The 23,452-nt window shown below is 36.3% G+C and carries 26 protein-coding genes, 1 tRNA gene and 3 pseudogenes; 11 read left to right on the forward strand and 19 right to left on the reverse strand.

The features are described 5' to 3' along the window. Positions 1-153 precede the first annotated feature (153 nt). Positions 154-1,773: pseudogene (gene pckA / locus ARADI_RS15150) on the forward strand (phosphoenolpyruvate carboxykinase (ATP)). A 574-nt stretch (positions 1,774-2,347) separates the two neighbouring features. Here pckA and ARADI_RS15155 read toward each other — a convergent pair. Continuing rightward, entirely contained in the window at positions 2,348-3,541 is a 1,194-nt protein-coding gene (locus ARADI_RS15155; protein ID WP_119712552.1) for a BaiN/RdsA family NAD(P)/FAD-dependent oxidoreductase, read from the reverse strand. Positions 3,542-3,830: 289 nt separating this feature from the next. On the opposite strand from ARADI_RS15155, the gene pitA reads away from it, so the two are divergent. Continuing rightward, the gene (pitA, locus tag ARADI_RS15160; RefSeq protein WP_119712553.1) at positions 3,831-5,318 is read left to right on the forward strand and encodes an inorganic phosphate transporter PitA; all 1,488 of its coding nucleotides are present in this window, start codon (positions 3,831-3,833) and stop codon (positions 5,316-5,318) included. A 127-nt stretch (positions 5,319-5,445) separates the two neighbouring features. Here pitA and uspB read toward each other — a convergent pair whose 3' ends face one another. Beyond that, positions 5,446-5,754, reverse strand: a complete 309-nt coding sequence (uspB, locus tag ARADI_RS15165; RefSeq protein WP_119712554.1) for a universal stress protein UspB — start codon at positions 5,752-5,754, stop codon at positions 5,446-5,448. A 422-nt stretch (positions 5,755-6,176) separates the two neighbouring features. Between uspB and uspA the strand changes: the two genes are divergently transcribed. Further along, positions 6,177-6,608, forward strand: a complete 432-nt coding sequence (gene uspA / locus ARADI_RS15170) for a universal stress protein UspA (RefSeq protein ID WP_119712555.1) — start codon at positions 6,177-6,179, stop codon at positions 6,606-6,608. A gap of 296 nt (positions 6,609-6,904) precedes the next feature. Then, positions 6,905-8,207: pseudogene (gene gdhA / locus ARADI_RS15175) on the forward strand (NADP-specific glutamate dehydrogenase). Between the two features lie 171 nt (positions 8,208-8,378). On the opposite strand, the gene ARADI_RS15180 reads toward gdhA, so the two are convergent. The 16 genes from ARADI_RS15180 to prlC form a co-directional block, all read right to left on the reverse strand. Continuing rightward, positions 8,379-8,597 (reverse strand): beta-barrel domain-containing protein, encoded by a 219-nt coding sequence (locus ARADI_RS15180; RefSeq protein ID WP_119712556.1) that lies wholly within the window; start codon positions 8,595-8,597, stop codon positions 8,379-8,381. A 33-nt stretch (positions 8,598-8,630) separates the two neighbouring features. Then, a complete protein-coding gene (locus ARADI_RS15185; protein WP_119712557.1) occupies positions 8,631-8,846 on the reverse strand; it encodes an HlyD family efflux transporter periplasmic adaptor subunit in 216 nt (71 codons plus the stop codon). Between the two features lie 261 nt (positions 8,847-9,107). After that, positions 9,108-9,293, reverse strand: coding sequence for a hypothetical protein (locus tag ARADI_RS15190; protein ID WP_119712558.1), 186 nt, complete (start codon positions 9,291-9,293; stop codon positions 9,108-9,110). Position 9,294: 1 nt separating this feature from the next. After that, positions 9,295-9,621: an HlyD family secretion protein gene (locus tag ARADI_RS15195; RefSeq protein WP_182853298.1), complete on the reverse strand. Its 327-nt coding sequence runs from the start codon at positions 9,619-9,621 to the stop codon at positions 9,295-9,297. A gap of 175 nt (positions 9,622-9,796) precedes the next feature. Then, entirely contained in the window at positions 9,797-10,033 is a 237-nt protein-coding gene (locus ARADI_RS19025) for a hypothetical protein (protein ID WP_238149534.1), read from the reverse strand. Positions 10,034-10,125: 92 nt separating this feature from the next. Then, complete coding sequence (locus ARADI_RS19030) at positions 10,126-10,272, reverse strand: hypothetical protein (protein ID WP_238149535.1); 147 nt, start codon at positions 10,270-10,272, stop codon at positions 10,126-10,128. Next, entirely contained in the window at positions 10,254-10,682 is a 429-nt protein-coding gene (locus ARADI_RS19035; RefSeq protein ID WP_238149536.1) for an ATP-binding cassette domain-containing protein, read from the reverse strand. The genes ARADI_RS19030 and ARADI_RS19035 overlap by 19 nt, the downstream gene beginning before the upstream one ends. 116 nt (positions 10,683-10,798) lie before the next feature. After that, entirely contained in the window at positions 10,799-11,140 is a 342-nt protein-coding gene (locus tag ARADI_RS19040) for a hypothetical protein (protein WP_238149537.1), read from the reverse strand. A gap of 19 nt (positions 11,141-11,159) precedes the next feature. Continuing rightward, positions 11,160-11,342 (reverse strand): hypothetical protein, encoded by a 183-nt coding sequence (locus tag ARADI_RS19045; RefSeq protein WP_238149538.1) that lies wholly within the window; start codon positions 11,340-11,342, stop codon positions 11,160-11,162. A gap of 409 nt (positions 11,343-11,751) precedes the next feature. Then, entirely contained in the window at positions 11,752-11,946 is a 195-nt protein-coding gene (locus ARADI_RS15205; protein WP_119712560.1) for a hypothetical protein, read from the reverse strand. Positions 11,947-12,281: 335 nt separating this feature from the next. Then, positions 12,282-12,437, reverse strand: coding sequence for a hypothetical protein (locus ARADI_RS19050; RefSeq protein ID WP_238149539.1), 156 nt, complete (start codon positions 12,435-12,437; stop codon positions 12,282-12,284). Positions 12,438-12,810: 373 nt separating this feature from the next. Beyond that, positions 12,811-12,960 (reverse strand): hypothetical protein, encoded by a 150-nt coding sequence (locus tag ARADI_RS15210; protein ID WP_182853299.1) that lies wholly within the window; start codon positions 12,958-12,960, stop codon positions 12,811-12,813. Positions 12,961-13,021: 61 nt separating this feature from the next. Continuing rightward, positions 13,022-13,396, reverse strand: coding sequence for a hypothetical protein (locus ARADI_RS15215; protein WP_119712562.1), 375 nt, complete (start codon positions 13,394-13,396; stop codon positions 13,022-13,024). 18 nt (positions 13,397-13,414) lie between these two features. Further along, complete coding sequence (locus ARADI_RS15220; protein ID WP_119712563.1) at positions 13,415-13,828, reverse strand: collagenase; 414 nt, start codon at positions 13,826-13,828, stop codon at positions 13,415-13,417. A gap of 537 nt (positions 13,829-14,365) precedes the next feature. Next, positions 14,366-15,133, reverse strand: a complete 768-nt coding sequence (rsmJ, locus tag ARADI_RS15225) for a 16S rRNA (guanine(1516)-N(2))-methyltransferase RsmJ (protein WP_119712564.1) — start codon at positions 15,131-15,133, stop codon at positions 14,366-14,368. After that, complete coding sequence (gene prlC, locus ARADI_RS15230) at positions 15,134-17,176, reverse strand: oligopeptidase A (protein WP_119712565.1); 2,043 nt, start codon at positions 17,174-17,176, stop codon at positions 15,134-15,136. A gap of 201 nt (positions 17,177-17,377) precedes the next feature. On the opposite strand from prlC, the gene ARADI_RS15235 reads away from it, so the two are divergent. Continuing rightward, positions 17,378-17,472: transfer RNA gene (locus ARADI_RS15235), tRNA-Sec, on the forward strand. On the opposite strand, the gene ARADI_RS15240 is transcribed toward ARADI_RS15235, so the two are convergent. Next, positions 17,450-17,587 (reverse strand): hypothetical protein, encoded by a 138-nt coding sequence (locus ARADI_RS15240; RefSeq protein ID WP_182853300.1) that lies wholly within the window; start codon positions 17,585-17,587, stop codon positions 17,450-17,452. The genes ARADI_RS15235 and ARADI_RS15240 overlap by 23 nt on opposite strands. Positions 17,588-18,514: 927 nt before the next feature. Here ARADI_RS15240 and ARADI_RS15245 point away from each other — a divergent pair. The 6 genes and pseudogenes from ARADI_RS15245 (at position 18,515) to ARADI_RS15275 (ending at position 23,450) form a co-directional block, all read left to right on the forward strand. After that, positions 18,515-19,576, forward strand: a complete 1,062-nt coding sequence (locus tag ARADI_RS15245) for a condensation domain-containing protein (protein WP_119712566.1) — start codon at positions 18,515-18,517, stop codon at positions 19,574-19,576. An 8-nt stretch (positions 19,577-19,584) separates the two neighbouring features. Continuing rightward, positions 19,585-21,117 (forward strand): AMP-binding protein, encoded by a 1,533-nt coding sequence (locus ARADI_RS15250; protein WP_182853301.1) that lies wholly within the window; start codon positions 19,585-19,587, stop codon positions 21,115-21,117. 9 nt (positions 21,118-21,126) lie between these two features. After that, positions 21,127-21,972, forward strand: coding sequence for an alpha/beta fold hydrolase (locus ARADI_RS15255; RefSeq protein WP_119712568.1), 846 nt, complete (start codon positions 21,127-21,129; stop codon positions 21,970-21,972). Beyond that, complete coding sequence (locus tag ARADI_RS15260) at positions 21,914-22,210, forward strand: hypothetical protein (protein WP_147392429.1); 297 nt, start codon at positions 21,914-21,916, stop codon at positions 22,208-22,210. The genes ARADI_RS15255 and ARADI_RS15260 overlap by 59 nt, the downstream gene beginning before the upstream one ends. A 53-nt stretch (positions 22,211-22,263) precedes the next feature. Continuing rightward, a pseudogene (locus ARADI_RS15270) lies at positions 22,264-23,133 on the forward strand (AMP-binding protein). Positions 23,134-23,183: 50 nt separating this feature from the next. Beyond that, complete coding sequence (locus ARADI_RS15275) at positions 23,184-23,450, forward strand: acyl-CoA synthetase family protein (protein WP_182853302.1); 267 nt, start codon at positions 23,184-23,186, stop codon at positions 23,448-23,450. Positions 23,451-23,452 lie beyond the last annotated feature (2 nt).

The following is a 23,452-nucleotide window of genomic DNA, read 5'->3' on the forward strand; positions in this document are numbered from 1 at the left end:
TTACTGTAGCGTTGATTGTGCTCTAGATCGCATTTTTGGTTCAGAAAATAGTTTAGATGAAATTTATTGATTTTTATCGCTGTCAATTTCGAGTAAAAATTTATGATATGTCCTAATTAAGGTTAATATTCATTTAGGAGCATAAATTAATGAGTGAAAAAAAAGATTACTCCAGAAGAGATAGCTAGATATGGTATTCATCTCAAGTAACTGAAATCGTTTATAACCCGGGATATGAACAACTATTTGCAAGAAAAAACAAAACCTTCTTTAAAAGGCTATGAGCGTGGTATTGAAACTAAATTAGGAGCAGTAGCGGTTGATACCGGTATTTTTACTGGTAGATCACCGAAGGATAAGTATATCGTTCGTGATAACGTTTCTAGGGATAGTGTTTGGTGGGCGGATCAAGGTAAAGGAAAAAATGATAACAAACCGATCACCGAAGAGGTTTGGCAATCATTAAAAGATTTGGTGACTAACCAATTATCAGGTAAGCGTTTATTTATCATTGACGCTTTTTGCGGCGCAAATGCAGATACCCGTTTGAAAGTGCGTTTTATTACTGAATTGGCCTGGTAGGCACATTTTGTCAAAAATATGTTTATTCGACCTAGTGAACAAGAATTGATTGATTTTCAACCAGATTTTGTTGTAATGAATAGCGCAAAATGTACTAATCCCAACTGGCAGGCTCAAGGCTTAAACTCAGAAAATTTTATGGCGTTTAATTTGACTGAGTGTATGCAACTGATTGGCGGTACTTGGTATGGCGGTGAAATGAAGAAAGGATTGTTTTCGGTCATGAATTATTTGCTGCCATTAAAGGGAATTGCTTCAATGCATTGTTCCGCTAATGTTGGTGAAAAAGGTGATGTGGCTATTTTCTTTGGTTCGTCTGGCACAGGAAAAACAACTCTTTTAACTGATCCTAAACGTAAATTAATTGGTGATGATGAACACGGATGGGATGATGATGGTGTGTTTAATTTTGAAGGTGGTTGTTATGCTAAAACCATACATTTGTCTGAAGTGGCAGAGCCTGATATTTATCATGCGATCAAACGCGATGCATTATTAGAAAATGTCACTGTTTTGACTGATGGCTCTGTTGATTTTAATGATGGAACAAAAACAGAAAATACTCGCGTTTCTTATCCTATTTATCATATTAATAATATTGTTAAACCGATTTCAAAAGCAGGCCATGCGACAAAAATTATTTTTTTGACAGCCGATGCTTTTGGTGTTTTGCCGCCGGTATCTTGTTTGACACTTGAACAAATTGAGTACCACTTTTTGCCAGGTTTTACCGCTAAATTAGCAGGCACTGAACGTGGTATAACTGAACCAACGCCAACTTTTTTAGCCTGTTTTGGCGCGGCTTTTCTGACATTACATCCTACTCAATATGCTGAAGTATTAGGTAAGCGAATGAAAGCGGCTGGTGCAAAAGCATATCTGGTTAATACCGGTTGGAATGGAACTACTAAACGTATTTCGATTAAAGATACTCGTGCAATTATTGATGCGATCTTAAATGGGGATATAGATAAAGCAGAAACCATAAATTTACCCATTTTTAATTTAGCTGTACCCACCAATTTGCCAAGAGTTGATAACAATATTCTGGATCCTCGTCATACTTATACAGATAACAGCTAATGGGAAGTTAAAGCCAAAGATTTGGCTAAGCGATTTATTAATAACTTTGAAAAATATACTGATACCCCGGTTGGGGCGGCACTTGTGAAAGCAGGCCCTGAGCTGTAATTTTCAATAAGAGTTGTCAATAGTAAAATAAAAAGTGCATAGAATATAACAAAGGCTATGTACTTTTTATTTAGTTGTGAATATTCATGAACTGAAAAGGAATGGCAAAATTTTGCTTAAATTTTCTCTATCGTCTTGCTGTTCTACTACATCCGATGGGATATAAGTCAAAAAGTCGGGTCTATTAAAACATTTCACCTTATAATGAAATCTTCATTAATTAACGGTGACGATAAAATTGAGCGAAAATATTAAAAATTGATAAAAGTTAAAAAATTGCCAGCGCTAGGCTGGCATAAGTAAACACTGGAAGCAATGTTAGCAATGTCGTCCTTTCATATGATCCCAGAAAGGTTCATCCGAAAGTGCTTTAATGATAATAGTTATCACTATTATTTGTAAAGTGATTTTTTAATATAAATGTAAAAAAATCATTCATAGTGATAATATATTAATAATTATAATATATTTTGATGGTTAATTTACAATTTCAAAACAATTGGTTTCATCGTTGATAGCAAATGGCTAGATCACTTTAGCTGACAATATTAAGAATTTAACTATAATGAGATAGTTATGATTTTGTCAGGCTTTGAGCACACGTCCAAGCTGAACTCCATGCCCATTGAAAGTTATATCCGCCTAACCAACCAGTAACATCAATTACTTCACCAATAAAGTAGAGTCCGGCTATTTTTTCTGATTCCATCGTTTTTGAGGAAATACTGTTTGTATCAACGCCACCAAGTGTGACTTCTGCGGTACGGTAACCTTCTGTGCTATTTGGTTGTATCTGCCAGTTGTGTAGCATTTCTGCAATCGTATTTATCTGTTTCATATTGAGCTGTTTTAACGAGTTATCTGGGATTTTTTTTAATACTTGTAATGTCTCGATAAGTCGTTTAGGTAGATATTTTGTTAATAAGTTTTTTAACGATAGATTAGGATGAATGGTTTGTTCATGGATTAAACAATCGATAAGATTAATATTGGGAAATAAATTAATACTTATATGCTCCCCTGGTTGCCAGTAACTTGAGATTTGCAAAATAGCTGGGCCTGATAATCCTCTATGTGTAAATAGAAGATTTTCTTGGAATGTCATGGTATTTTGTGAACTGATTTTTACTGGAATAGCAATGCCAGAAAGTGTGTGTAAAACGTCAAGCAGCTCTTTATGTAATGTGAAAGGCACTAAAGCTGCTCGCGTCGGTTGGATGGTATGGCCAAATTGCTCAGCTATACGATAACCAAAAGGAGTTGCCCCCAATTTAGGCATTGAAAGGCCACCGCTAGCAACAATTAGGGCGTTTGAACTAATAATTTTTTCATTAACGTAGACTAAAAATTTATTATCTATTTTTTTTATCTGAGTGATTTCGCTTTGCAAGCGTAAACTAACGCCAGCTAATTTACATTCAGTTAATAGTAAATCGATAATATCTTGTGCGCTATTGTCACAAAAAAGTTGACCTAATGTTTTTTCATGATAAGGGATATGATGTTTTTGTACTAACTCAATAAAATCCCATTGAGTAAAGCGAGCCAGGGCTGACTTACAAAAATGGGGATTAGTAGATATATAAGCATTAGGATCAATATAAAGATTGGTGAAGTTGCATCGTCCGCCACCAGACATTAAAATTTTTCTACCCGCTTTTTTGCCATTATCCAATATCAGTACTTTTAACCCTTTTTGACCTGAATTGGCTGCACAAAATAGACCGGCCGCTCCTGCACCTATAATGATTACGTCAAATTTTTCCACAAAATTTCTTTTTTATCTGAAAAGATATTTATTAATAATACAAATAGCGCATTTTTTATTAAATAGCGTAAAATATTTATTACGATTTAAATTTGTGTGGATAAATGTTAGTAAGTACTAGAAATCCGCATATTTTTTATTTTATTAACTTAATGAAAGTGAAGAATATTTTTGTTTTATTTGTTTTTTTGTCAATTAAAGTCAAAAAAGATGTAGATTTTGCTTCCACCGCTAACGTTTGTCACTGATAATGCATTGAGTTTATATTCAACAAATTGGCTTAAGGTTTATGCTACATTTATTTACTGGTTTGGATTTTTACACCGGTCTGTTATTAATACTAGCGCTATTATTTGTGCTATTTTACGAAGTAATTAATGGTTTCCATGATACCGCAAATGCAGTAGCAACGGTTATCTATACTCGAGCAATGCGAGCTCAATTTGCGGTTGTTATGGCTGGTGTTTTTAACTTTTTTGGCGTTATTTTAGGTGGCTTGAGTGTTGCTTATGCTATTGTGCATTTATTGCCAACAGATCTTCTCTTGAATGTAAGTTCTGCTCATGGCCTGGCAATGGTTTTTTCCATGCTATTGGCGGCCATTATTTGGAATTTGGGTACCTGGTATTTGGGGTTACCGGCTTCTAGTTCACATACATTAATAGGTGCCATTATTGGTGTTGGTTTAACCAATGCATTATTGACCGACTCCTCTATAGTCGATGCATTGAACATCCCAAAAGTGATTGAAATCTTTCTTTCCCTCATCCTTTCTCCTGCTATTGGTTTTGTTATAGCTGGATTGTTAATTTTCTTTTTACGCCGTTATTGGAGTGGTACGAAAAAACGTCGTCGTATTCATTTAACACCGGCTGAGCGAGAGAAGAAAGATGGTAAAAGAAAACCCCCTTTTTGGACACGTACTACATTGATTTTATCTGCCGTTGGCGTCAGTTTTTCTCATGGTGCTAATGATGGTCAGAAGGGTATTGGTCTTATTATGTTGGTGTTAATTGGCGTGGCGCCTGCCGGGTTTGTGCTTAATATGAATGCCAGTGGTTATGATATAACTCGTACCCATGACGCGATAGTGCATCTACAACATTATTATGAAGAGCATCAGTCAGCGGTAAAACATATTGTTAATAAGTCACAACATGAGTCGGAATTGGAAATTTTAGATGAGAAATTCCATTGTGATAATTCACGTCCTATTACTGCGCTAAAACAGACATCACTGATGTTGATGGATATTCAAAGTTATTCAGCACTAAAACCTGAGCAACGTAATCAAATGCGTCGATTATTAATGTGTTTATCTGATACAGCATTAGATGTAGCTAAACTACCAGAGACGTCCTCTTCGGATGCTCGTTTTCTGCGTAACTTGAGTAACGATTTGCTTAATACAGTGGAGTATGCGCCACTGTGGATTATTATTGCCGTTGCTTTGGCGCTTTCTGTCGGTACTATGATTGGTTGGCAACGTGTTGCTATAACGATTGGTGAAAAGATTGGTAAAAAAGGTATGACTTATGCGCAAGGTGTTTCTGCTCAAGTTACTGCGGCAGTTTCCATTGGTGTTGCAAGTTATACTGGTATGCCTGTATCAACAACACAAGTTTTATCTTCTGCGGTAGCCGGTACAATGGTTGTTGATGGTGGTGGTGTACAAGCTAAAATAATTAAAAATATATTACTGGCTTGGTTATTTACATTACCTATTTCTATTATACTTTCTGGTTTGTTTTATTGGATATCATTAAAACTTATATAGACATGTCAGATAAACTATATAACAAAAATAGTGATGCTTAATTTGGGCATCGCTATTTTTTTCATTGAATAATATATTATCTATATCATTTAAATATTATTTGAGTCCATTAATATCACCAAATGGTCTATATTAAACTTATAAAAACAATAATACTTAATCCACTAATTAACATAAATTGTTTGCGAATGCGTTCACAACGTAAAATAACTTCGGGATCGTGATGATTAGTGTATTGCTGAGTATTAATGTAACGGATTAGTTTTATATGCTTAGTCCATTGGCCATAGGCGGTACAGAATCCGTTGCCATCAACAGATTGATAGAGCAAGGGATCAGATTCCCGCAGAATAAAAAGTAATACTCGGATTGAGGAAAAATATCGCATCATATTTATGATGCAAAGTATACATAATGCCCAAAACCATACATGCATATTAAGATAATGACCTTAAAAAATACAGATTTAGCCGCTGATACTGTTTTTAGCAAGCGTAAAAGAAGATATATGCTTATGCTTATCTTATCAGTTGCCGGTTTATTTTAATTGTAGAATAATCTAACAACTTCACAAAATGACCCATTAGGATTATTTTTATCGGTTTAATTTTTATGATGTGTATTTTTTAATAAATAATTAACATCTTCAACACTATGATTTTTATGCTAAATTATGTAAAATTTAACTAATTTGGTCTATGCTAATTATTCAGAAGGTATCCATTTTTCATAATTTAATGGGTAAAATTTTTATTAAACTATGTTCAAGATGATATTAGACTATCAGGTTTGACCGCTAAGTACTTATCATAAAAACTGGTGTTCTTTTTTAACAGCTACGTTTGAAAGGAGCTAGATATGGCTTACAAACATATTCTTGTTACAGTTGATTTATCCCCAGAAAGTAAAGTTTTAGTCGATAAAGCTGTCTCCATGGCAAAACCTTATAATGCAAAAGTTTCTTTAATTCATGTTGATGTAAATTATTCTGATCTTTATACCGGCTTGATTGATGTAAATCTTGGTGATATGGAGCACCGTATCACTAAGGAAACTCACTATGCATTGACCAAATTAGCCAAAGAAGCTGATTATAAGATTGAAAAAGAATTGAGTGGTCGAGGTGATCTTGGGCAGGTTTTGGTTGATGCAATCAAGGAATACAAGGTAGATTTAGTTGTTTGTGGTCATCATCAAGATTTCTGGAGTAAGTTAATGTCTTCGGCTCGCCAGCTGATTAATATTGTTCATGTTGATATGTTAATTGTGCCATTAAAAGATAGTGATTGATAATATTTATTGCCAAATCAATTTTTTCAATAAAAATACTTGATTATTCAAGTGTTTTTTTATTAATTTTCGATAAATTAAATCGACTTATATTTTGCCAGAAAATGTGATTAAGACACAAAAAATCTCATTAAAAATAGAGATAAATTAGTGATATATTTAATAAGTAAATTCACACTTAGCAGGTCATTCTGCAAAAATAAATGTTAATAAGTATGAAAATATCTTAATTTATCTTTTAATCTAAGGAATTTTGTATGAAAGATGGTTTATCTTTATAGTCATTCCTAACACCAATCCAATCACGTTATGCTCATCAACCTGAATTCTTACAAGCCGCGTGTGAAGTGTTTTCTTCCCTGGCGCCGTTTTTACGCGATAATCCTCAATATTGTGAACAGGCATTACTGCAACGAATAGTAGAGCCTGAAAGGGTGATTCAGTTTTGTGTTTGTTGGGTAGATGATAAGGGAAAGGTTCAAGTTAATCGAGCCTGGTGGGTACAATTTAATTCGGCAATCGGCCCTTTTAAAGGTGGAATGCGTTTTCATCCTTCAGTTAATTTATCAATTTTAAAATTTCTCGGTTTTGAACAAACGTTTAAAAATGTATTAACCACTTTACCTATGGGTGGTGGTAAAGGTGGCTCAGATTTTGATCCTAAAGGAAAAAGCCAGGCAGAAGTTATGCGTTTTTGTTAGGCGTTGATAACAGAGCTTTTCCGACATTTAGGTCCTTATACCGATGTTCCCGCTGGAGATATTGGCGTGGGTGGGCGTGAAGTCGGTTTTATGACAGGTATGATGAAGAATCTGTCTAACAACACTTCTTGTGTTTTTACTGGTAAAGGCTTGTCTTTTGGTGGTAGCTTAATTCGACCTGAAGCAACCGGTTATGGTGTGGTCTATTTTACTGATGCGATGTTAAAACATCATGGTTTAGCGTTTGAAGGAAAATGCGTATCCGTTTCTGGTTCAGGAAATGTTGCTCAGTATGCTATTGAGAAATGTATGTCTTTAGGCACTAAGGTTGTTACCGCTTCCGATTCAAATAGAACAGTTGTTGATGAAGCAGGCTTTACAGCCGAAAAACTTAAACGATTGGAAGCGATTAAAAATCAATATGGTCGTGTTGAGTCATATACAGAAGAGTTTGGTTTGACTTATCTTAAAGGAAAAAACCCCTGATCGGTGCCAGTAGATATTGCCTTACCTTGCGCCACTCAGAATGAACTTAATATAGAAGATGCAAAAATTTTAATTAAAAATGGTGTTCAAGCGGTGGCTGAAGGTGCAAATATGCCGACAACAATTGAAGCTACTGAAGCGTTTATTAAGGCTGGTGTTCTGTTTGGACCGGGAAAAGCCGCCAATGGCCGGAGGGGTTGCAACATCAGGTTTGGAAATGGCACAAAATACGGCGCATTTGAGTTGGACAGCAGAAAAAGTGAATAGCTGTTTGAAACATATTATGTTAGATATTCACCAGCATTGTGTGAAATATGGTGGAGAAGATAAGCAGACTAATTATGTTAAAGGCGCTAATATTGCCGGTTTTGTTAAAGTCGCCGATTCGATGTTAGCACAAGGTATACTGTAATAAATCAATAGCGATAGGGCAAATTAAAAACTAATTATATCTCTTAATACTAGTAAAATTCTGAATATTATTTTGCTTATTGAACATCACCCGCAACTATCCTTTTCAGGCGATGTTGTTAGCAAAAATTTGTCGATTATTATTTATCCTATTAGCTGACCTATAGTTATATTAATCTTCATTTAGACTCATATGTAGGTGATCAATTAAAGGTTTAAACAAGTAATTTAGTAGCGACCGTTCGCCAGTACAAATAAAAAATTTCACTGGCATTCCTGGTTTGATGGTTAACTGATTTAGGCGTTGACGATTTTCATCATTTACTTGAACCTGTAATAAATAATAGGGCTCGCCAGTCTGTTCATTAAGTAGACTATCAGCAGAAATCATCGTCACTTTGCCTTCCACTTTAGGGGTCGTACTTTAATTAAATGTAGTAAATTGTAACTTTACCGGTAAACCTAATTTCACTTGATCAATCAAGTGTACCGGAACCCTTGCATCAACTAATAGTGGTTGATCATCAAGAACAATCTCCATCATTTTTTTTCCGGCAGCGATTACGCCGCCTTCAGTAAAAATTGACATACCAATTATGGTGCCAGCAATCGGGGCACGTATTTGAGAATTATTCAGCATGAACTTCGCTTTAACAAGTTGACTGTTGGTATGATTAATCTTAGTTTGTATGTCTGATAGTTGGGCATGAACATCTTTTTGTTATTCTTGTTGGAGTTTTTCGCTAAGCAGTTTTTGTTCTAATATTTGATGTTGGATGCGACTAATATCACCAAGTGTTTGCGCTAAATTACCATCGACTTCAGTATATTTATTTTCAGTTTCTAGTAATGTATTGCGAGCAATATAGCCGTTTTTTTCTAATTCCCTTAATCCTTCTAATTATTGCAATAACATAGTAAGCTGCGTTTTTTGGCTCTTTGCTTTTTGTTGTTGGGCATATAAAGTAGCGTTCAATCCAGTTATTTTTTCTTTAATGCTGGCTAACTCTAATTGTAAAACTTGATATTGGTTTTCCAGCAATTGTTGATTTAATTGAATAAGTTCGCTTACATTATGTTCCTTCATTTCACTTTGCAAAGCGGGTGAGAAAATCAACCGTTTTTTTGCCCTGCTGTTCAGCTAATAAGCGGGCTTCTCTTACTAACAGTTCGTGGTATTGTTTTAGTTTTATATTGTATTCTGCATGCACTTCAACGGTATTGAGTGTTAAAAGAATTTGTCCTGCTTGTACTTTTCCACCATTATTAACGGATAGTTGTTCGATGATCCCGCCGTATTGATGTTGAATAGTTTTATGATTGCCTGCCACAATCACATTACCTGATACAGGAACCCCTTTATCTAAGGTAGCCAGTGCTGACCATAATAAAAAGCCACCAAATCCAATAGTCACTAATGACCAGCCTAAGTATACAGCTCGTTTTTCATTACTGATTAATTTGTCTGTTTAAGATAGGAGATGATTTGTGATATTTAGCTTGTGCTGACATATTTTTTTCCATTAATTGCTATTATTTTTACAGACTGAAATATTGAAGGATCACGTTGTTAGTTGTGACGTTTTATGTTCATTTAATAATGTTTGTGGTGTTCCAAAATGTGGTGACATTCCGACTTGTAAAATTAGCACATGCACTACATATCTGAGCAGAAAAGGGCGATGGGTAATTATAATAAGGGTGCAATGTTGTTTTTTTAAGTTCTTCAATCGCGAGGAACAGGGCTTTATCTCCTTCGCTATCAAGATTAGAGTTAGGCTCATCGAGAATAATTAAACGGGGAAGGCCATAAATAGCTCGCGCCAAAGCTAATCACTGTTTTTGTCCGCCAGATAAGCCACGGCCGTACTCGCCTAATTGAGTGTCATATCCATTAGGTAAAGTCAGAATTAAGTCATTCACGCGGGGGCAATTTTAGCGGCAGTAATTACTTTGTCTACGTCAATTTCAGCAAAACGAGCAATATTTTTTGTGATTGTACCATCGAATAATTGTATATCTTGCGGTAGATAACCAATGTGAGGCCCTAAAATTTCTCTATCCATTTGGTGAATATTTGCACCATCCAACCTAAGGTAGGAGGAAGCGCGCCGACAAGTATCCGAGCTAATGTCGATTTCCATGCACCAGATGCGCCAATAATAGCCAATGTTTGGCCAGCAGAGAGTGAAAATTGGATATCAAATAATAGCGGTGGATATTCAGGATCAGGGCGGTAGAGAACATTTTCAACGCTTAATTCGCCAGTTGGCGCAGGTAAAGTTATCACTTGTTTACGGGGAGGATGTTGTTTGAATAACTGATTTAAGCGTAGATAAGCCTGTTTGGGATTATTATATTGTTTGCTAACAGCGATAAGTTGGTCGATCGGGCTGAGGACACGTCCCACCAGAATAGAACTGGCGATCATCATACCTGCGGTCAATTCATTATTAGTGGCTAACCAGGCGCCCATGCCTAATACCAAAGATTGCAGTATCAAACGTGAGGTTTTTGACCATGCGCTGGTGGCTGAAGTTCTTTCGCTGGCTAATTTCTGTTGGGATAAAAAAGCGTGATGGTAGCAGTGGTTTATGAGTGTAACGTTGATTCAGCCAGGTTAATAGGGAAATAAAAGTTGCGCCACCTAAGGCTAGATAGCCTAACCATGGATGGAGTAAAAACACCACACAGAGGAAAAAGAGAAACCAAGGCGCCCGCATCAAATAAAGCAAATAGAGCTTTCCCTGTTACGAATTGGCGTAGTGTTGTGAGATCACTTAACGCTTGGCTAGCTTGTGAGTCACTATATTTTAAGCTTTGCTGGTACGCTGCATTGAATACCGATTGATTAACTGATAGGTTTAGGCCTGTGCTAATACGTATAACAATCAGATTACGTACCCATTCTAGTACGCCAATAAATAAATGCAAATAACAAGTAGTGTCAACATTAATAACGTTTATTATTTGACGCCAAGACACGATCATAAACTTGTAACATATAAGTAGAGGGGGCTAGCATCAGTATATTAATGATAGCGGTAAATATTCCAATACTATAAAACGCTTTTTTATATGTTTTTATTTCATTAATTAATATATTGCTATTTTTAGTTTTTGAATTATCTGTCATGCTATTCCCATTTTATTTTTATAATATTCAATCCTAATATTCATTATGTAAATAATTAAAATATTAGAAAATGTTTTTCATTTTTCAATCTGGTTAAAATTAATATGACAATTTTAAAATTAGTAAACGATGTTATTTTTATTAGGTTATATTACCTATTCCTATAGATAAATAGCGTTGTCATAAATAACCGTTTCATTATCATTCCCTATATTTTGATTAATTTCAACCTGATAATCAGAATAGTCCATATCCGAATGTTGTCTATGATAAATATTATTTTCATTATATTTACTATCGGATAATGGTGGATAGGAAGGATTATGGCTGAAGGACTTGTTCTTATAAAGAATGTCAGTGCTAATTTTTTTGTCAGGACTTTTATTAACTGGCTGATGGTCATTTGTTGTTAAATTAATTTTTTATAGTCGGTATATCCGTGATTTGTATTGCCAAAGTCACCATAACCTTGATCGAACACTATTACCTCTTCAATAATATCAACTTGTGGAGAATAAGAGGCGAGAAAATCCTTGAAACTGTAGTTATAATCAATGGAAAAGAAAATATAACCTTGAAAATTATGGTGATCATTAGATAACATGCCAATGTCGGCGCCATTATAAAATATTTTTACTTTAATAGAATATTTATAACTATCAGAAATTCTTACTATATCATTATTTTCATTTCTTGGAATTTGATAATCATTTGGATCGTATTTAAGTTTAAAAAGAGAACCATCTGGATATTTGCCAAAGTTTATTAAGCCAATATTAAGATGGTTATTTGAGTGATCTTTTTTTTTTCGTATCGGTTGGCAAAAATGGAATCGATAAGTCTATATTCATTGGGTATGTCAGTATATTCAGTACCCTCTTTGTCACACACTGCAAGTTTATAGGCGTCGTCTTTTTTTATTAATTTTAGATATGTTATTTATTTTAGTAATTGATAACGAATATTTCTGCCATGATCATGAATAAATAACTCACTGCCATCAATAATATTATTATTTTGGTCGATTATTTCTTCAGTAATATAAAATCCTGTCGTCTTGAAATTATAAATTACTTTATCATCTTTATAAATCACCGCTTCGTATACATCATCATCTATGTTTGAACTTCCTTTATTGTCTAATAATTTACCCTTTTTAATCGTGTACGGCGGTTGTTCTTGTGAAGTTGCAATATTGGGCTAATGGGGAATCTTTATGATTGTATATTTTGGTACCGTTGAGTTGTGATGATAGCAGATCTTTTTGCTGAATATGATTGATACTGGGGCTTAGTAACTCATTTTTATGTAAATGTGGCTGACAAAATATGGGTTTTTATGAACTTCTCTACCATCTATCAAAGAAGCTTTATATTGTATCTCCTCTTTTTCAACAGCCAGATAACTTGCTACCATAACTTGTATGGAGATTATGAAACGCATTGGAAAAAACAAAGGATTCTTGCTGTTAGCCATCAATTTGTTTGAAGAAACCAGTTTCGCTAAGTAATTCGCTAACTTTTTCTTCTCCATCATATAAAGATAATGCACTCACCATACCCTGCCAGAGTTTTTTTACATTGAAAATAGTACCTAAAGGTTTATTGGCTAAGTTCATATTAGTTAGCTCATTAGGGTTAATCTCTATTAATTGAGCAATTATTTCATTTACTCTTTTTTCAGTTATTTTTCCATCGAAAATTTGTTGATCGTATTTTGAGTTTATGTTGATATTCATAACTATCGGTAAAATATTTAGTACCATCTTCATTGGTAAACAATAATTTAATTTCATTGTTATTATTTTCAATTAATTTTAAATAGTGATAATCACCGGTTATTTTGATATCGAAATAGTCTCTAGATGCTGCATTATAGCAACGAATATAATTACCATAACCTGTGTATTCTACAGTAGCAAAAAATTCTTTTTTTTCTAAACTTTTTATATCGGTGGTATAATAATTTATATTTTTAATTTCACCATCTATTATTTCTTTTTTGCTAGTAATAAATTCACCTTTAGTCACTTCTAAAGCATTTATTTTTTGCACGGCATTATTACTATTATTTTAATTAAGCCAATTTTTAAAATTATCATTTTCATTTTCATTTTCAATTAGCTCTAAATATTGTTCTGGATTTTCATTATGTAAAATATTTTTTAACAATTCAGGTTTTTTTGCTTTTAAATACATAGTGAGAGCAAGACCTACTTTATAAAACTTGAAATTTTTATGAAAGTCATTTGAATATTTTAATTTTAAGAACTCAGATATATTTTTTGATTTTATTTCATCTTCAGTTAGGTCAATACTATTTGCTTTGGCATTAAATTTATTATCTGAAAAATATTCAATATAATCAGCGATGCCCTCTTTTAATATGGTAGGTAAGTGAGCTTCATTAGCTATATTTATATTAGTTAAATAATGAGTAAACTCATGTTTAAGATTAAAAACATTGCCCTGTTGATATACATATATGGTCGGTGAATTTCCTGAATAAAATTTACCACTTTCGGTTCCTAAACCTTTTTCTTTACCATAATTTTGGTAATCTTATTTATTATCGAATATATATATTTCAAATGGCTTTTCGCTTGATTTAAGGTCTTTTAAATCAGCAAAAATTTTAAAATCATTTACAGCCTGTTAGAGCTCTTTAATTATTTTATTTTGTTTTTTTGGGAGGGATTTTTATAATTAAGAATAACTTTTATTTTTTCTGTTATGGTTATTTCTTGTTTTGAGGTTTTGGTGTTGAAATAATAAAATGTATACTGTTGTTTTATTTTATGATCAGCAAATTATCTCCAATATTATTAACAATATCCATTTAAACAATTACATTTGTTTTAAGGTTATTACAAGTTTATTTTAATGTTTATAATATGAATATTATTTTAAAAAAATGGTATTTTTAGAACAATAAATAAGGGATATTTTTATAAAAGAGTTAATATTGATATAATATTTGGCTTTTTATCAACATTTTTGGTTATTTATTATTTTTATTAATATTTAACGGAGTGAATCAGTTGAAAATGAATAAATATCAAAACGATGATTTTTAGTTTTGATCGTCGCTTGTGGAGAGATTGCTGCTAGGGGGGATGCATAATTGGATCGTTTCACCACAACCCGGCGTTTAGCTATTGTTATTGCCGGAATTAAGAGGTTGTCCGCATCGTCATCATTACCAACAAGCGATTGAAAAACGCGCATTTCTTTTTTTACTAAAGCACTCTTTTGTCGATGGGGATACATCGGATCGAGATAAACTACATCTGGTGCGGGTGACATCGTTGTCAATGCATCGATGCTTGAAGCGTGTAGCAATGTCATTCTCTGTCTTAACCAGCTTCCTATTTCAGCATGTGCGTAAGCCCGTTGTAATCCGTCATCAAGAAGTGCCGCAACTGCGGCATGACGTTCATACAGGCGGACTTCACAGCCTAGCGCAGCAAGGACAAAAGCATCTCTGCCAAGACCGGCAGTAGCATCAACAATCGTGGGTAAATATGATTTTTTGATGCCAACTGCTTTGGCAATAGCTTCATTTCGACCACCACCAAATTTACGTCGGTGTTTCATTGCCCCTGAAACAAAATCAACGTAAATGCCACCTAATTTAGGTTCGTCTAATTTTTTTAATTGTAAATACTGGGGTGTTAGCACTAATGCCATTAATGCAGCAGGCGTGTGTTTAAGTTGCCATTTATTGGCAATCAGCGATAAGGCGCTTTGAGAAGCGCCAGGTTTACAAATTAATTGAATATCAATTGCCATTTATACATTAATACCATAACTTTGTAACATTGCATCCAGCTTAGGTTTTCGTCCGCGGAAACGTTCAAACAGTACCATCGGTTCCTCTGAATCACCACGACTTAAAATATTATCGAGAAATGATAACCCAGTCCTGCGATTAAAAATACCTTCCTCGGTAAATCGTGAAAATGCATCGGCAGCTAAAACGTCGGCCCATAAATAACTATAGTAACCGGCACCATAACCACCGGCAAAAATATGGCTAAATGCATGAGGGAAACGGCCCCACTCGGGTGACGGCACTACAGCAACCTGTTGTTTAACCGATCGTAAGGTTGATAAAATTTGGCCGCCTTTTTGCGGAGAATACTCAGTATGTAAGCGAAAATCAAACAAACCGAATTCTAATTGACGAAGAATGAACATTGCGGCCTGATAATTTTTGGCTGCTAACATATTATCTAACATTGATTTTGGTAACGGTTCACCTGTTTCATAATGACCTGAAATGAAGGTAAGTGCTTCAGGTTGCCAACACCAATTTTCCATAAATTGACTGGGTAGTTCGACAGCATCCCACGGTACCCCATTAATACCAGCTATATCCGCTACATCAATTTGGGTTAAAATATGGTGTAAACCATGGCCAAACTCATGAAATAAGGTAATAACTTCATCATGGGTAAACAGTGCGGGTTTATCACCAACAGGTTGGTTAAAATTACAGGTTAGGTAAGCCACAGGTTTTTGGTAGCTGCCATTGATATGCTTTAATCTGCCCGTACAATCATTCATCCAGGCACCGCCACGTTTATGTTCTCGGGCATAGAGATCTAAATAGAAGCTGCCGCATAAATCACCACGTTCATTATATAATTCGAAGAAACGTACATCGGGATGCCATATCTCCACATCATGACGCTCTTTTGCTGTCAAACCATAAATTCTGTTAATGACTTCGAACATACCGTTGATAACCCGTTGTTCTGGAAAGTAAGCACGTAGTTGTTCATTATCAATTGAAAATTTATGTTGTTTTTGTTTTTCACTATAGTAACCCAGATCCCAGGGCTCAAGTTTCTCAATTCCGTAGTGATCCTTAGCAAACTGGGTCAATTCCGCAAGTTCTTTTTCACCTTGATGGTAGGCTCGTTGCGCAAGATCGGTAAGAAAATCCAGAACCTGTTTGGGTGATTCGGCCATTTTAGTAGCTAAAGATTTTTCAGCAAAATTATTAAAACCAAGTAATTGTGCTAATTCGTAACGTAAGGCTAAAATTTCATCCATAATGTCACTATTATCCCATTTACCAGCGTTTGTCCCCTGATCAGAAGCACGGGTATTATAGGCGTGATGCATTTCTTGGCGTAGTTGACGATTATCAGCATAAGTCATAATTGGCAGATAGCTTGGCATATCCAACGTGAATAACCAGCCTTCTTCTCCTTTAGATTTAGCTAATGCTTTTGCTGCTAAAAGAGCACTTTCTGGTATGCCAGTTAACTGATCGCTATTTTTAATCAGTTTTGTCCAACCCATCGTTGCATCTAACACATTATTGTTAAACTTAGTTTTTAATTCGGCAATTCGAATAGCAATTTCACCATAACGTTTCTTTTTTTCTGCTGGTAAACCAATTCCGGATAATTCAAAATCACGTAACGTATTTTCAATTGATTTACGTTGTGCTTGATTGAGGGTATCAAATTCAGCACTATTTTTTAACGATTTATAAGCTTGGTAAAGACCGGTATGTTGTCCCATCCAGGTACTAAATTCTGATAGCATAGGTAAACAGGTATCATATACTTGTCGTAATTCGGTGCTATTTTTTACTGCATTGAGATGACCTACGGGTGACCAGGCTCGAGAGAGTTTGTTGTTAGCTTCTTCTAATGGTTGACATAAATTGCGCCAGTTAAAGGTGCTATTTTCTTTAACTATGGTCTCAATTGTTTGCCGATAGTTGTCTAATACGGTTTTTATCGCAGGGAGCACATCTTGCGGTGTAATGGTTGCAAAATGAGGTAATACAGATTTCGTTAGTAAAGGATTTGTCATAATAAAAACATCCTGTGATTAATTATACTACTTGATAGGTACAATTAAATATTAAATAAGAGATGTGATTAAGATATGGCTATAAATGGCTGAGTTCAATATGAAGACAAATATTTTATCTGTTTTTTTTTACCAGATTGTTTAAATACCTAGGTTTAGAATTTCTGAAAATAAGATTATAATGATTGCCAATTTTTCCATGGAAGATCATGGTCCCCGGTGGGGTGGCTGGACTTCAAATCCAGATGGAGCCGCCGACGGTCCTTGGCAGGTTCAACTCCTATGGTCTTCCACCATTCCCAATCTATTAGTATCACCAAAAGTCCCCAATTTTCTGATAAAGGGAAAGCTATTTTTTATTCTGGTATCGGTTTTATCCGGATAGCCACAGACACCATAAATTTTAGGCAATAAATCGAGGTCAATTTGTGTTTGAGCGTAAAATCTAATAATAAATAATTAAGAAGTCAATTTTAATCCCTCTTTCCCGCTTCATCTGTTTTAGGTTACCTAACACTTAAATATTTACTAAACAAACCAATATCTCCTAATAGAATTTTGATTAAATTTAACCACGATTTTATCTATCGGAAAATCAATGAAACGAAGCGAATAACACTTAATTATCTTAATATTACAGAACTATAACGATGTATTAACTCTTAATACTTCAGGTCAGTTATTTCCGTTAACAATTTAATGTGGTGGGCAGTTTTAGTTGGCCGTAAAACGTTAAATAAATTAGAAATGTGAAACTCAGCACGAAAATAAATTAATAAAGAAAATAACGTATTAAAACAATTAGTTATGGTAGATTAATGATATGTATGCATATTTTCAAAAATACTAACGATATCTACCATTTTGTTCCAGGTTACTGTTCGCGTTTGATACGGGTAGTGAAAATTCTTAATTCTTATAGGTTGTAACGTGACAACCTAAAAACCGCTAACATCTAATACTTCCCTGTACAAGCAAGGTTTGAAGGAGCTTGGTATCGTTGGTTGACTGGGTAAATACAAAAGAAGCGTTGAAATACCAGATTGTCTCGATTTGCTGAGCAAATGTAATAACCAGCCGCTGCTTACTATCAATAAAAATCTACCAAGGCAGTGGAATTACCCTTTATCACAACATACGAGGAAAAAATATACCATGACACAATGGTTTGCGACTAAAGTGGGAAAATACATTTTATTTATCCGATAAATCATCTGATAACGCTGAAATTTCCAATACACTTTTTTCAATAAAATTAACAGGTCAACTTAATCGTGACATTTTTATGTTGGCTCTGTCCCATGCACTAAAGCAACCAAGTTTTCAGTGGACGTTTTTATGGCAAAACGAATTAAAAAATGCCATGTTGAGGTACCGACACAAGGTGAATATTATGATTTTTCACAACACGATTCACCGCAGCAGTCTGGCCAGGATAATCTTAATGCCATTTACCAACAGAGATTGATCCCTGGTGTGACACCATTATTTAAATGGTGCTTATGCTATCTAGATAAAAACGATCAGCAGATGGAGCATGTATTAAATCTTGTTATTCATCATCTAATTATTGACGGTATCTCATTTCGTCAGTTTATGTTAAATGTCCAGCACTTTTATCAATTATTAACAGAGTTTCAACCATTACCGCAATGGGCATCGCCAGAATGTTATTTCATCAATCAACAGCCAGAAAATAGTTTAACTCAATCAGAATTAGCGCTGTCGGAGCAACGTGCACAAGATTTAATTGGGCAACCATATCAATTAATGCTGCCTCGCAGTTCGCAACAGAATGAAAAGGTAGAAAGTAAAATGTTATCGCTACCTGAATCTCTTGTGAAGAGTGTTCAGGTTTTAGCGGACAAGCATAACGCAGCCCGGCATATTGTTTTACAGGCAATATTTGTTGGTTTACTTTACCGTTTATCGGGTCAAAATGATATTTTCATGCTCTCGCCATTAAGTATGCGCCCGATCTCTCGCCGTGAAGAAGGAGGATGTTGGGTCAACACTGTTATTTTAGGTCACCATTTTACCGCAGATTTGAGTTGGTCTAACTTATTTGAACAAATCATTTTGCAACGCAAACGCTGGAAAGTGGCAAAACATATCCCTTTAGCAAATATCATTAATACGTTGCGTAAACAGAAAAAAGAACATTCATTAGAAAGGTTCAATCTGATATTTGGTGAAACGGTGGCATTAAACCACAGCTATCGTTTCAATGATGGCGTCACCGTCTGCGAAAATTATGAATTTATCGAAAGTAGTAATGACTTACAACTACTATATTGCCAGGCAGAAAATGGTGAAATCCATTTACGTTTAAATATCGCGCCAACGATTAATCAGGATGGCTATTTAACGCTTTTATGGTGCAATATCAAACAGCGTTAGAGACGGTGTTGGTAAATTCTGATCAGCGGATCATCGATTTACCGCTGCTTACGCCGGCCATGATAGCGAAGATAGATCAACGTAATGCTACCGCCGTCGCCTGGCCTGCCCATACTTTGGCACAACAATTCTATACTCATGTGTTAGAACAACCTGACCATATTGCGCTTATTGATAATGTGACTGGTCAGCAGTGGAGTTATGGCCAACTTCACCAGATTGCAACCTATATCGCTAATCATTTAAATACCATGTTTACTGATCCGCACCAAATGATTGTCATGTTGCATATTGAACCTCTGGCGCAGTTGGTGATTGCTATTTTGGCGGTGCAGTATGCAGGAATGATTTATTACTGTATTGATCGTAGTGCACCTGAGGAACGTAAAGCATTGATGAATGGGGTGGTACAGCCCGATTTGCTGTTAGTCGATCAACCCCAAATGTTCGCTCTGGCATTACCGCAATTAGAGATATCTCTTCTACTGGAAGAAGCTCAAACGTCTTTATTTGATGCCATATCTCCCTTGAGCCAGAGGCCAAAAGGGTCGGTTGAAGATCTGAGTTACCTAATTTTTACCTCTGGTACCACAGGCACTCCCAAAGGTGTGGCATTATCTCATCAGTTAGTGATGAGTACCTTATATCAACCTCGACACCTTCCAGTCTCACAGCGTGTTTTCTATTCCGCGAATGAAACTTTTGATTGTGTAACGCTGCAGTTGTGGTCAGCTTGGATCCATGTTGCGACGGTCATTACTCCAGAAAGAAAAGCCATTGCTGATCCACAGCGAATGCAGAAGCTGATTGTTAATTATCAACCAGACAATATTTTCTTAGCGACAGGATTATTTGATAGCTACATGCAGTCTGTTAAGGCCGCGCTTTTTTCAACTGTTGATACGGTGATTTCTGGTGGTGATGTTGTTAACCCTACAGTGGTGCGTGCTGCCAAGCAGGCTGGGGTCAAAATTTTGTTTAATATCTATGGTCCCGCGGAAACGTGTGTTTATAGTTTTGCTTATGCCGTACGTCGCAAAATCAGCGGCACGGTTCCTCTTAGATGGATTTCCAACAACATGCAGGTCTATATTCTTGATTCGCAGCAGCAACATGTTCCTGATGTCGCCATTGGTGAACTCTATTTTGTCGGTCAGGGATTAGCGCGTGGTTACCATAATCGGCCAGATTTAGATGAAAACGCATTTGTTGAAATTACTCTTCCCGGTTCTAAGAAAGAAAAGGTTAGAGCTTATCGCAGTGGTGATTACGGTTATTGGAGAGAAGAGGGATTGATTTTTGTCGGACGGCGTGATGATCAGGTCAAAATCAGAGGCTATCGTGTTGAATTAAAAGAGGTGCGCCTGGCACTGGAAGCTGTACCGGGTGTCATTCTTGGGGTGGTAATAGCGCCTGGAGAAGCTGGTCATCGTGAACTACATGGTTTTTATATTAGTAATAATCCTTTGGATAGCAGCCAAGTGCGTAAAGAGCTAGCTAATAAATTGCCAGAGTATATGGTTCCACGTTATCTGCAGTAAATTGAAAAAATGCCACTGACGGTGAACGGTAAATTTGATTTGCGGGCGCTAGAGGCTATGCGGGTGATCGATCGACCGCGCAATGACAAATTTATCGCACCTCGTAATGATATTGAGATGAAGCTGTATACTCTTTTTTCGCAGCTTTTTCTTAACGTAACGATTGATATCCATAGCCACTTTTTTGAACTTGGTGGTTCATCGCTGGATGCATTAAGACTAGTAAATCTGGTTGAAAAAGAGATTGGCCAACTTCTTTCACTAACTGAATTAATTCGTTATCCAACTATTGAGCAATTAGCGGTTTTACTACGGACTCGCACCAGAGGTAGCCAGCAACAAAATGTTCGGGCCTACAATTTAATGACCTTTCGTGACGGGAAGCGCCATCTTATCTGTATACATCCTGGTGGCGGTACCGCTTATTGCTATCTAAAACTGGCGAATGCTCTCAATCGTGACCTCGGTATACATGGTATTCAGGCGCAAGGCTTAAAAGAGGGAGAGTCATTTTTACCCATTTTTGATGCAATGGCAGACCATTACCTGACTCAAATTGAACATCTAATTAGTCAGCCTCATATACTATACGGTTGGTCATTAGGTGGGCTGATGGCATTATTAATGGCACGTAAGCTTCAACAACGAGGTTTTCACCATAGCAAAATTATTATGTTTGATACGGGCTACCCTTATCCCGAAATGGTGCGCTGTATCCCACAAATGGAATTGGACGAATTTAAACAGAAATTATGTCGTTTTGATGGCATATTTCCAGATATTCATGAAGATGATATTGATCGTTATCACCCGCTTATACAATCATCACCGTCTCTTACTTACTGGTATAACTAAGGTTCCCCATTTTTCTGGCCGTGCCTGGTTAATCCAGGTACGCGACAAAGAGTACACCTTTGATATTGAACGTGCCGCCGAAGCATGGCGTCAGGTTATCCCCCAATTAGTTGCGCTGCCTATCTCAGTTAATCATTGGTCGTTGATGGATCCACCTCACGTGCAAAAAGTGGCGCTGATGGTGGAAAATATCATAGTCGAACATTGCCAGGAAATGGTTGAGGAAGTATGCATATGAACACCGAAAAACCGCAAAATTTACTTGCTGCTTTTCACCATTAGCTTCAAGCAATGCCTGAAGCTGATGCACAGCAAAGCTTGAGCTACCGCGAACTGGAGGATAAGAGTAGCGTATTGGCGGCTAAATTAGCTGTTTTAGTTGGAAAACCTGGCCGCATTATTATTCTGCATTTGCAAAAAGGTGCCGATATGGCAATAGCCATATTGGCGGTAATAAAGCTTGGAGGCAGTTATCTTTGCGTTGAACCCGATACACATTAAGCCCGTTTAGAACAACTGTTGGAAGATGTAGCGCCGGCGCTGGTGCTGACATCATCTGTCGTAAATTGCGCTTTACCGCGGACCACACGCTGTATTGATCACAGTCAGTTACCTGAAGCTAGTCCTATTTCTACATTTTTGGGATACCATTTAACACCGCAGGCTTGTGCCTGCCTGTTTTATACCTCGGGCACCACCGGGAAACCGAAAGCAGTAGCAATTAGCCAACAAGGGATCTTGCATATGGCTTGGCAGCCAGATTATGTCACCATTGCCCCTGGCCAAGGCGTAGGCTCGCTTTCGATTCCGGCTTTTGATGCTTTCAGTTTCGATTTTTGGGCAGTATTAACCAATGGGGCATATACGGTAATGATCACGCCGGATATGCTCTGTTATCAGGGAACAGATAGTGATTTTAAACCTGCTGCTCCAGTCGATGTGCTATTTTATCACCTCTGCACTATTTCACTCCTTAGTCGTTGGTACCGCCCCTTTGCTGGCCTCGATAAGCTGCTTATTAGTAGGAGGAGAAACATTAAGACCGAAAGCGGTTTGCCAGTTTTACCGTCAGTTTATGCCAAATTCACCTCAGCTGGTTTATGGACTGACGGAATGCAGCCCTTTTTGCTACTGCCTGGTCAGTTCCGCAGAATTTCATAGGTGATCGGCTACCGATCGGGCAAGGGATCGGACAAACTCAGTGCTGGATTTTGACACCGGAAGGGGAACTCGTTAGCGAGGGAGAAAGCGGTGAGCTTTATTTTTCTGGTCCTGGCGTGGCACTAGGCTATTACGCAGATGAACAAACCACTCAACAGAAGTTTGTCGACGGTCATTTTACTGCACCATCTGTTAGTTGTTATCGCACCGGTGACAAAGTATGCTGGAACAAGCAGGGTCAATTGGAGTGGTTGGCGCGGATTGATAATCAGGTAAAAGTTCGTGGTTTTCGTGTTGATATCAATGAACTGGAATAACA

Origin of the sequence: Arsenophonus endosymbiont of Aleurodicus floccissimus, assembly GCF_900343025.1 — a bacterium.
GTDB lineage: Bacteria > Pseudomonadota > Gammaproteobacteria > Enterobacterales > Enterobacteriaceae > Arsenophonus.

Coding starts and splice junctions, on each gene's coding strand:
- pitA (WP_119712553.1), top strand. CDS start 3,831: ATGCTACATTTATTTACTGGTTTGGATTTTTACACCGGTCTGTTATTA.
- uspB (WP_119712554.1), bottom strand. CDS start 5,754: ATGCATGTATGGTTTTGGGCATTATGTATACTTTGCATCATAAATATG.
- uspA (WP_119712555.1), top strand. CDS start 6,177: ATGGCTTACAAACATATTCTTGTTACAGTTGATTTATCCCCAGAAAGT.
- ARADI_RS15180 (WP_119712556.1), bottom strand. CDS start 8,597: ATGATTTCTGCTGATAGTCTACTTAATGAACAGACTGGCGAGCCCTAT.
- ARADI_RS15185 (WP_119712557.1), bottom strand. CDS start 8,846: ATGCTGAATAATTCTCAAATACGTGCCCCGATTGCTGGCACCATAATT.
- ARADI_RS15190 (WP_119712558.1), bottom strand. CDS start 9,293: ATGAAGGAACATAATGTAAGCGAACTTATTCAATTAAATCAACAATTG.
- ARADI_RS19030 (WP_238149535.1), bottom strand. CDS start 10,272: ATGGATAGAGAAATTTTAGGGCCTCACATTGGTTATCTACCGCAAGAT.
- ARADI_RS19035 (WP_238149536.1), bottom strand. CDS start 10,682: ATGGGCGCCTGGTTAGCCACTAATAATGAATTGACCGCAGGTATGATG.
- ARADI_RS19045 (WP_238149538.1), bottom strand. CDS start 11,342: ATGACAGATAATTCAAAAACTAAAAATAGCAATATATTAATTAATGAA.
- ARADI_RS15205 (WP_119712560.1), bottom strand. CDS start 11,946: ATGTTATCTAATGATCACCATAATTTTCAAGGTTATATTTTCTTTTCC.
- ARADI_RS15210 (WP_182853299.1), bottom strand. CDS start 12,960: ATGAACTTAGCCAATAAACCTTTAGGTACTATTTTCAATGTAAAAAAA.
- rsmJ (WP_119712564.1), bottom strand. CDS start 15,133: ATGGCAATTGATATTCAATTAATTTGTAAACCTGGCGCTTCTCAAAGC.
- prlC (WP_119712565.1), bottom strand. CDS start 17,176: ATGACAAATCCTTTACTAACGAAATCTGTATTACCTCATTTTGCAACC.
- ARADI_RS15245 (WP_119712566.1), top strand. CDS start 18,515: ATGGCAAAACGAATTAAAAAATGCCATGTTGAGGTACCGACACAAGGT.
- ARADI_RS15255 (WP_119712568.1), top strand. CDS start 21,127: ATGCCACTGACGGTGAACGGTAAATTTGATTTGCGGGCGCTAGAGGCT.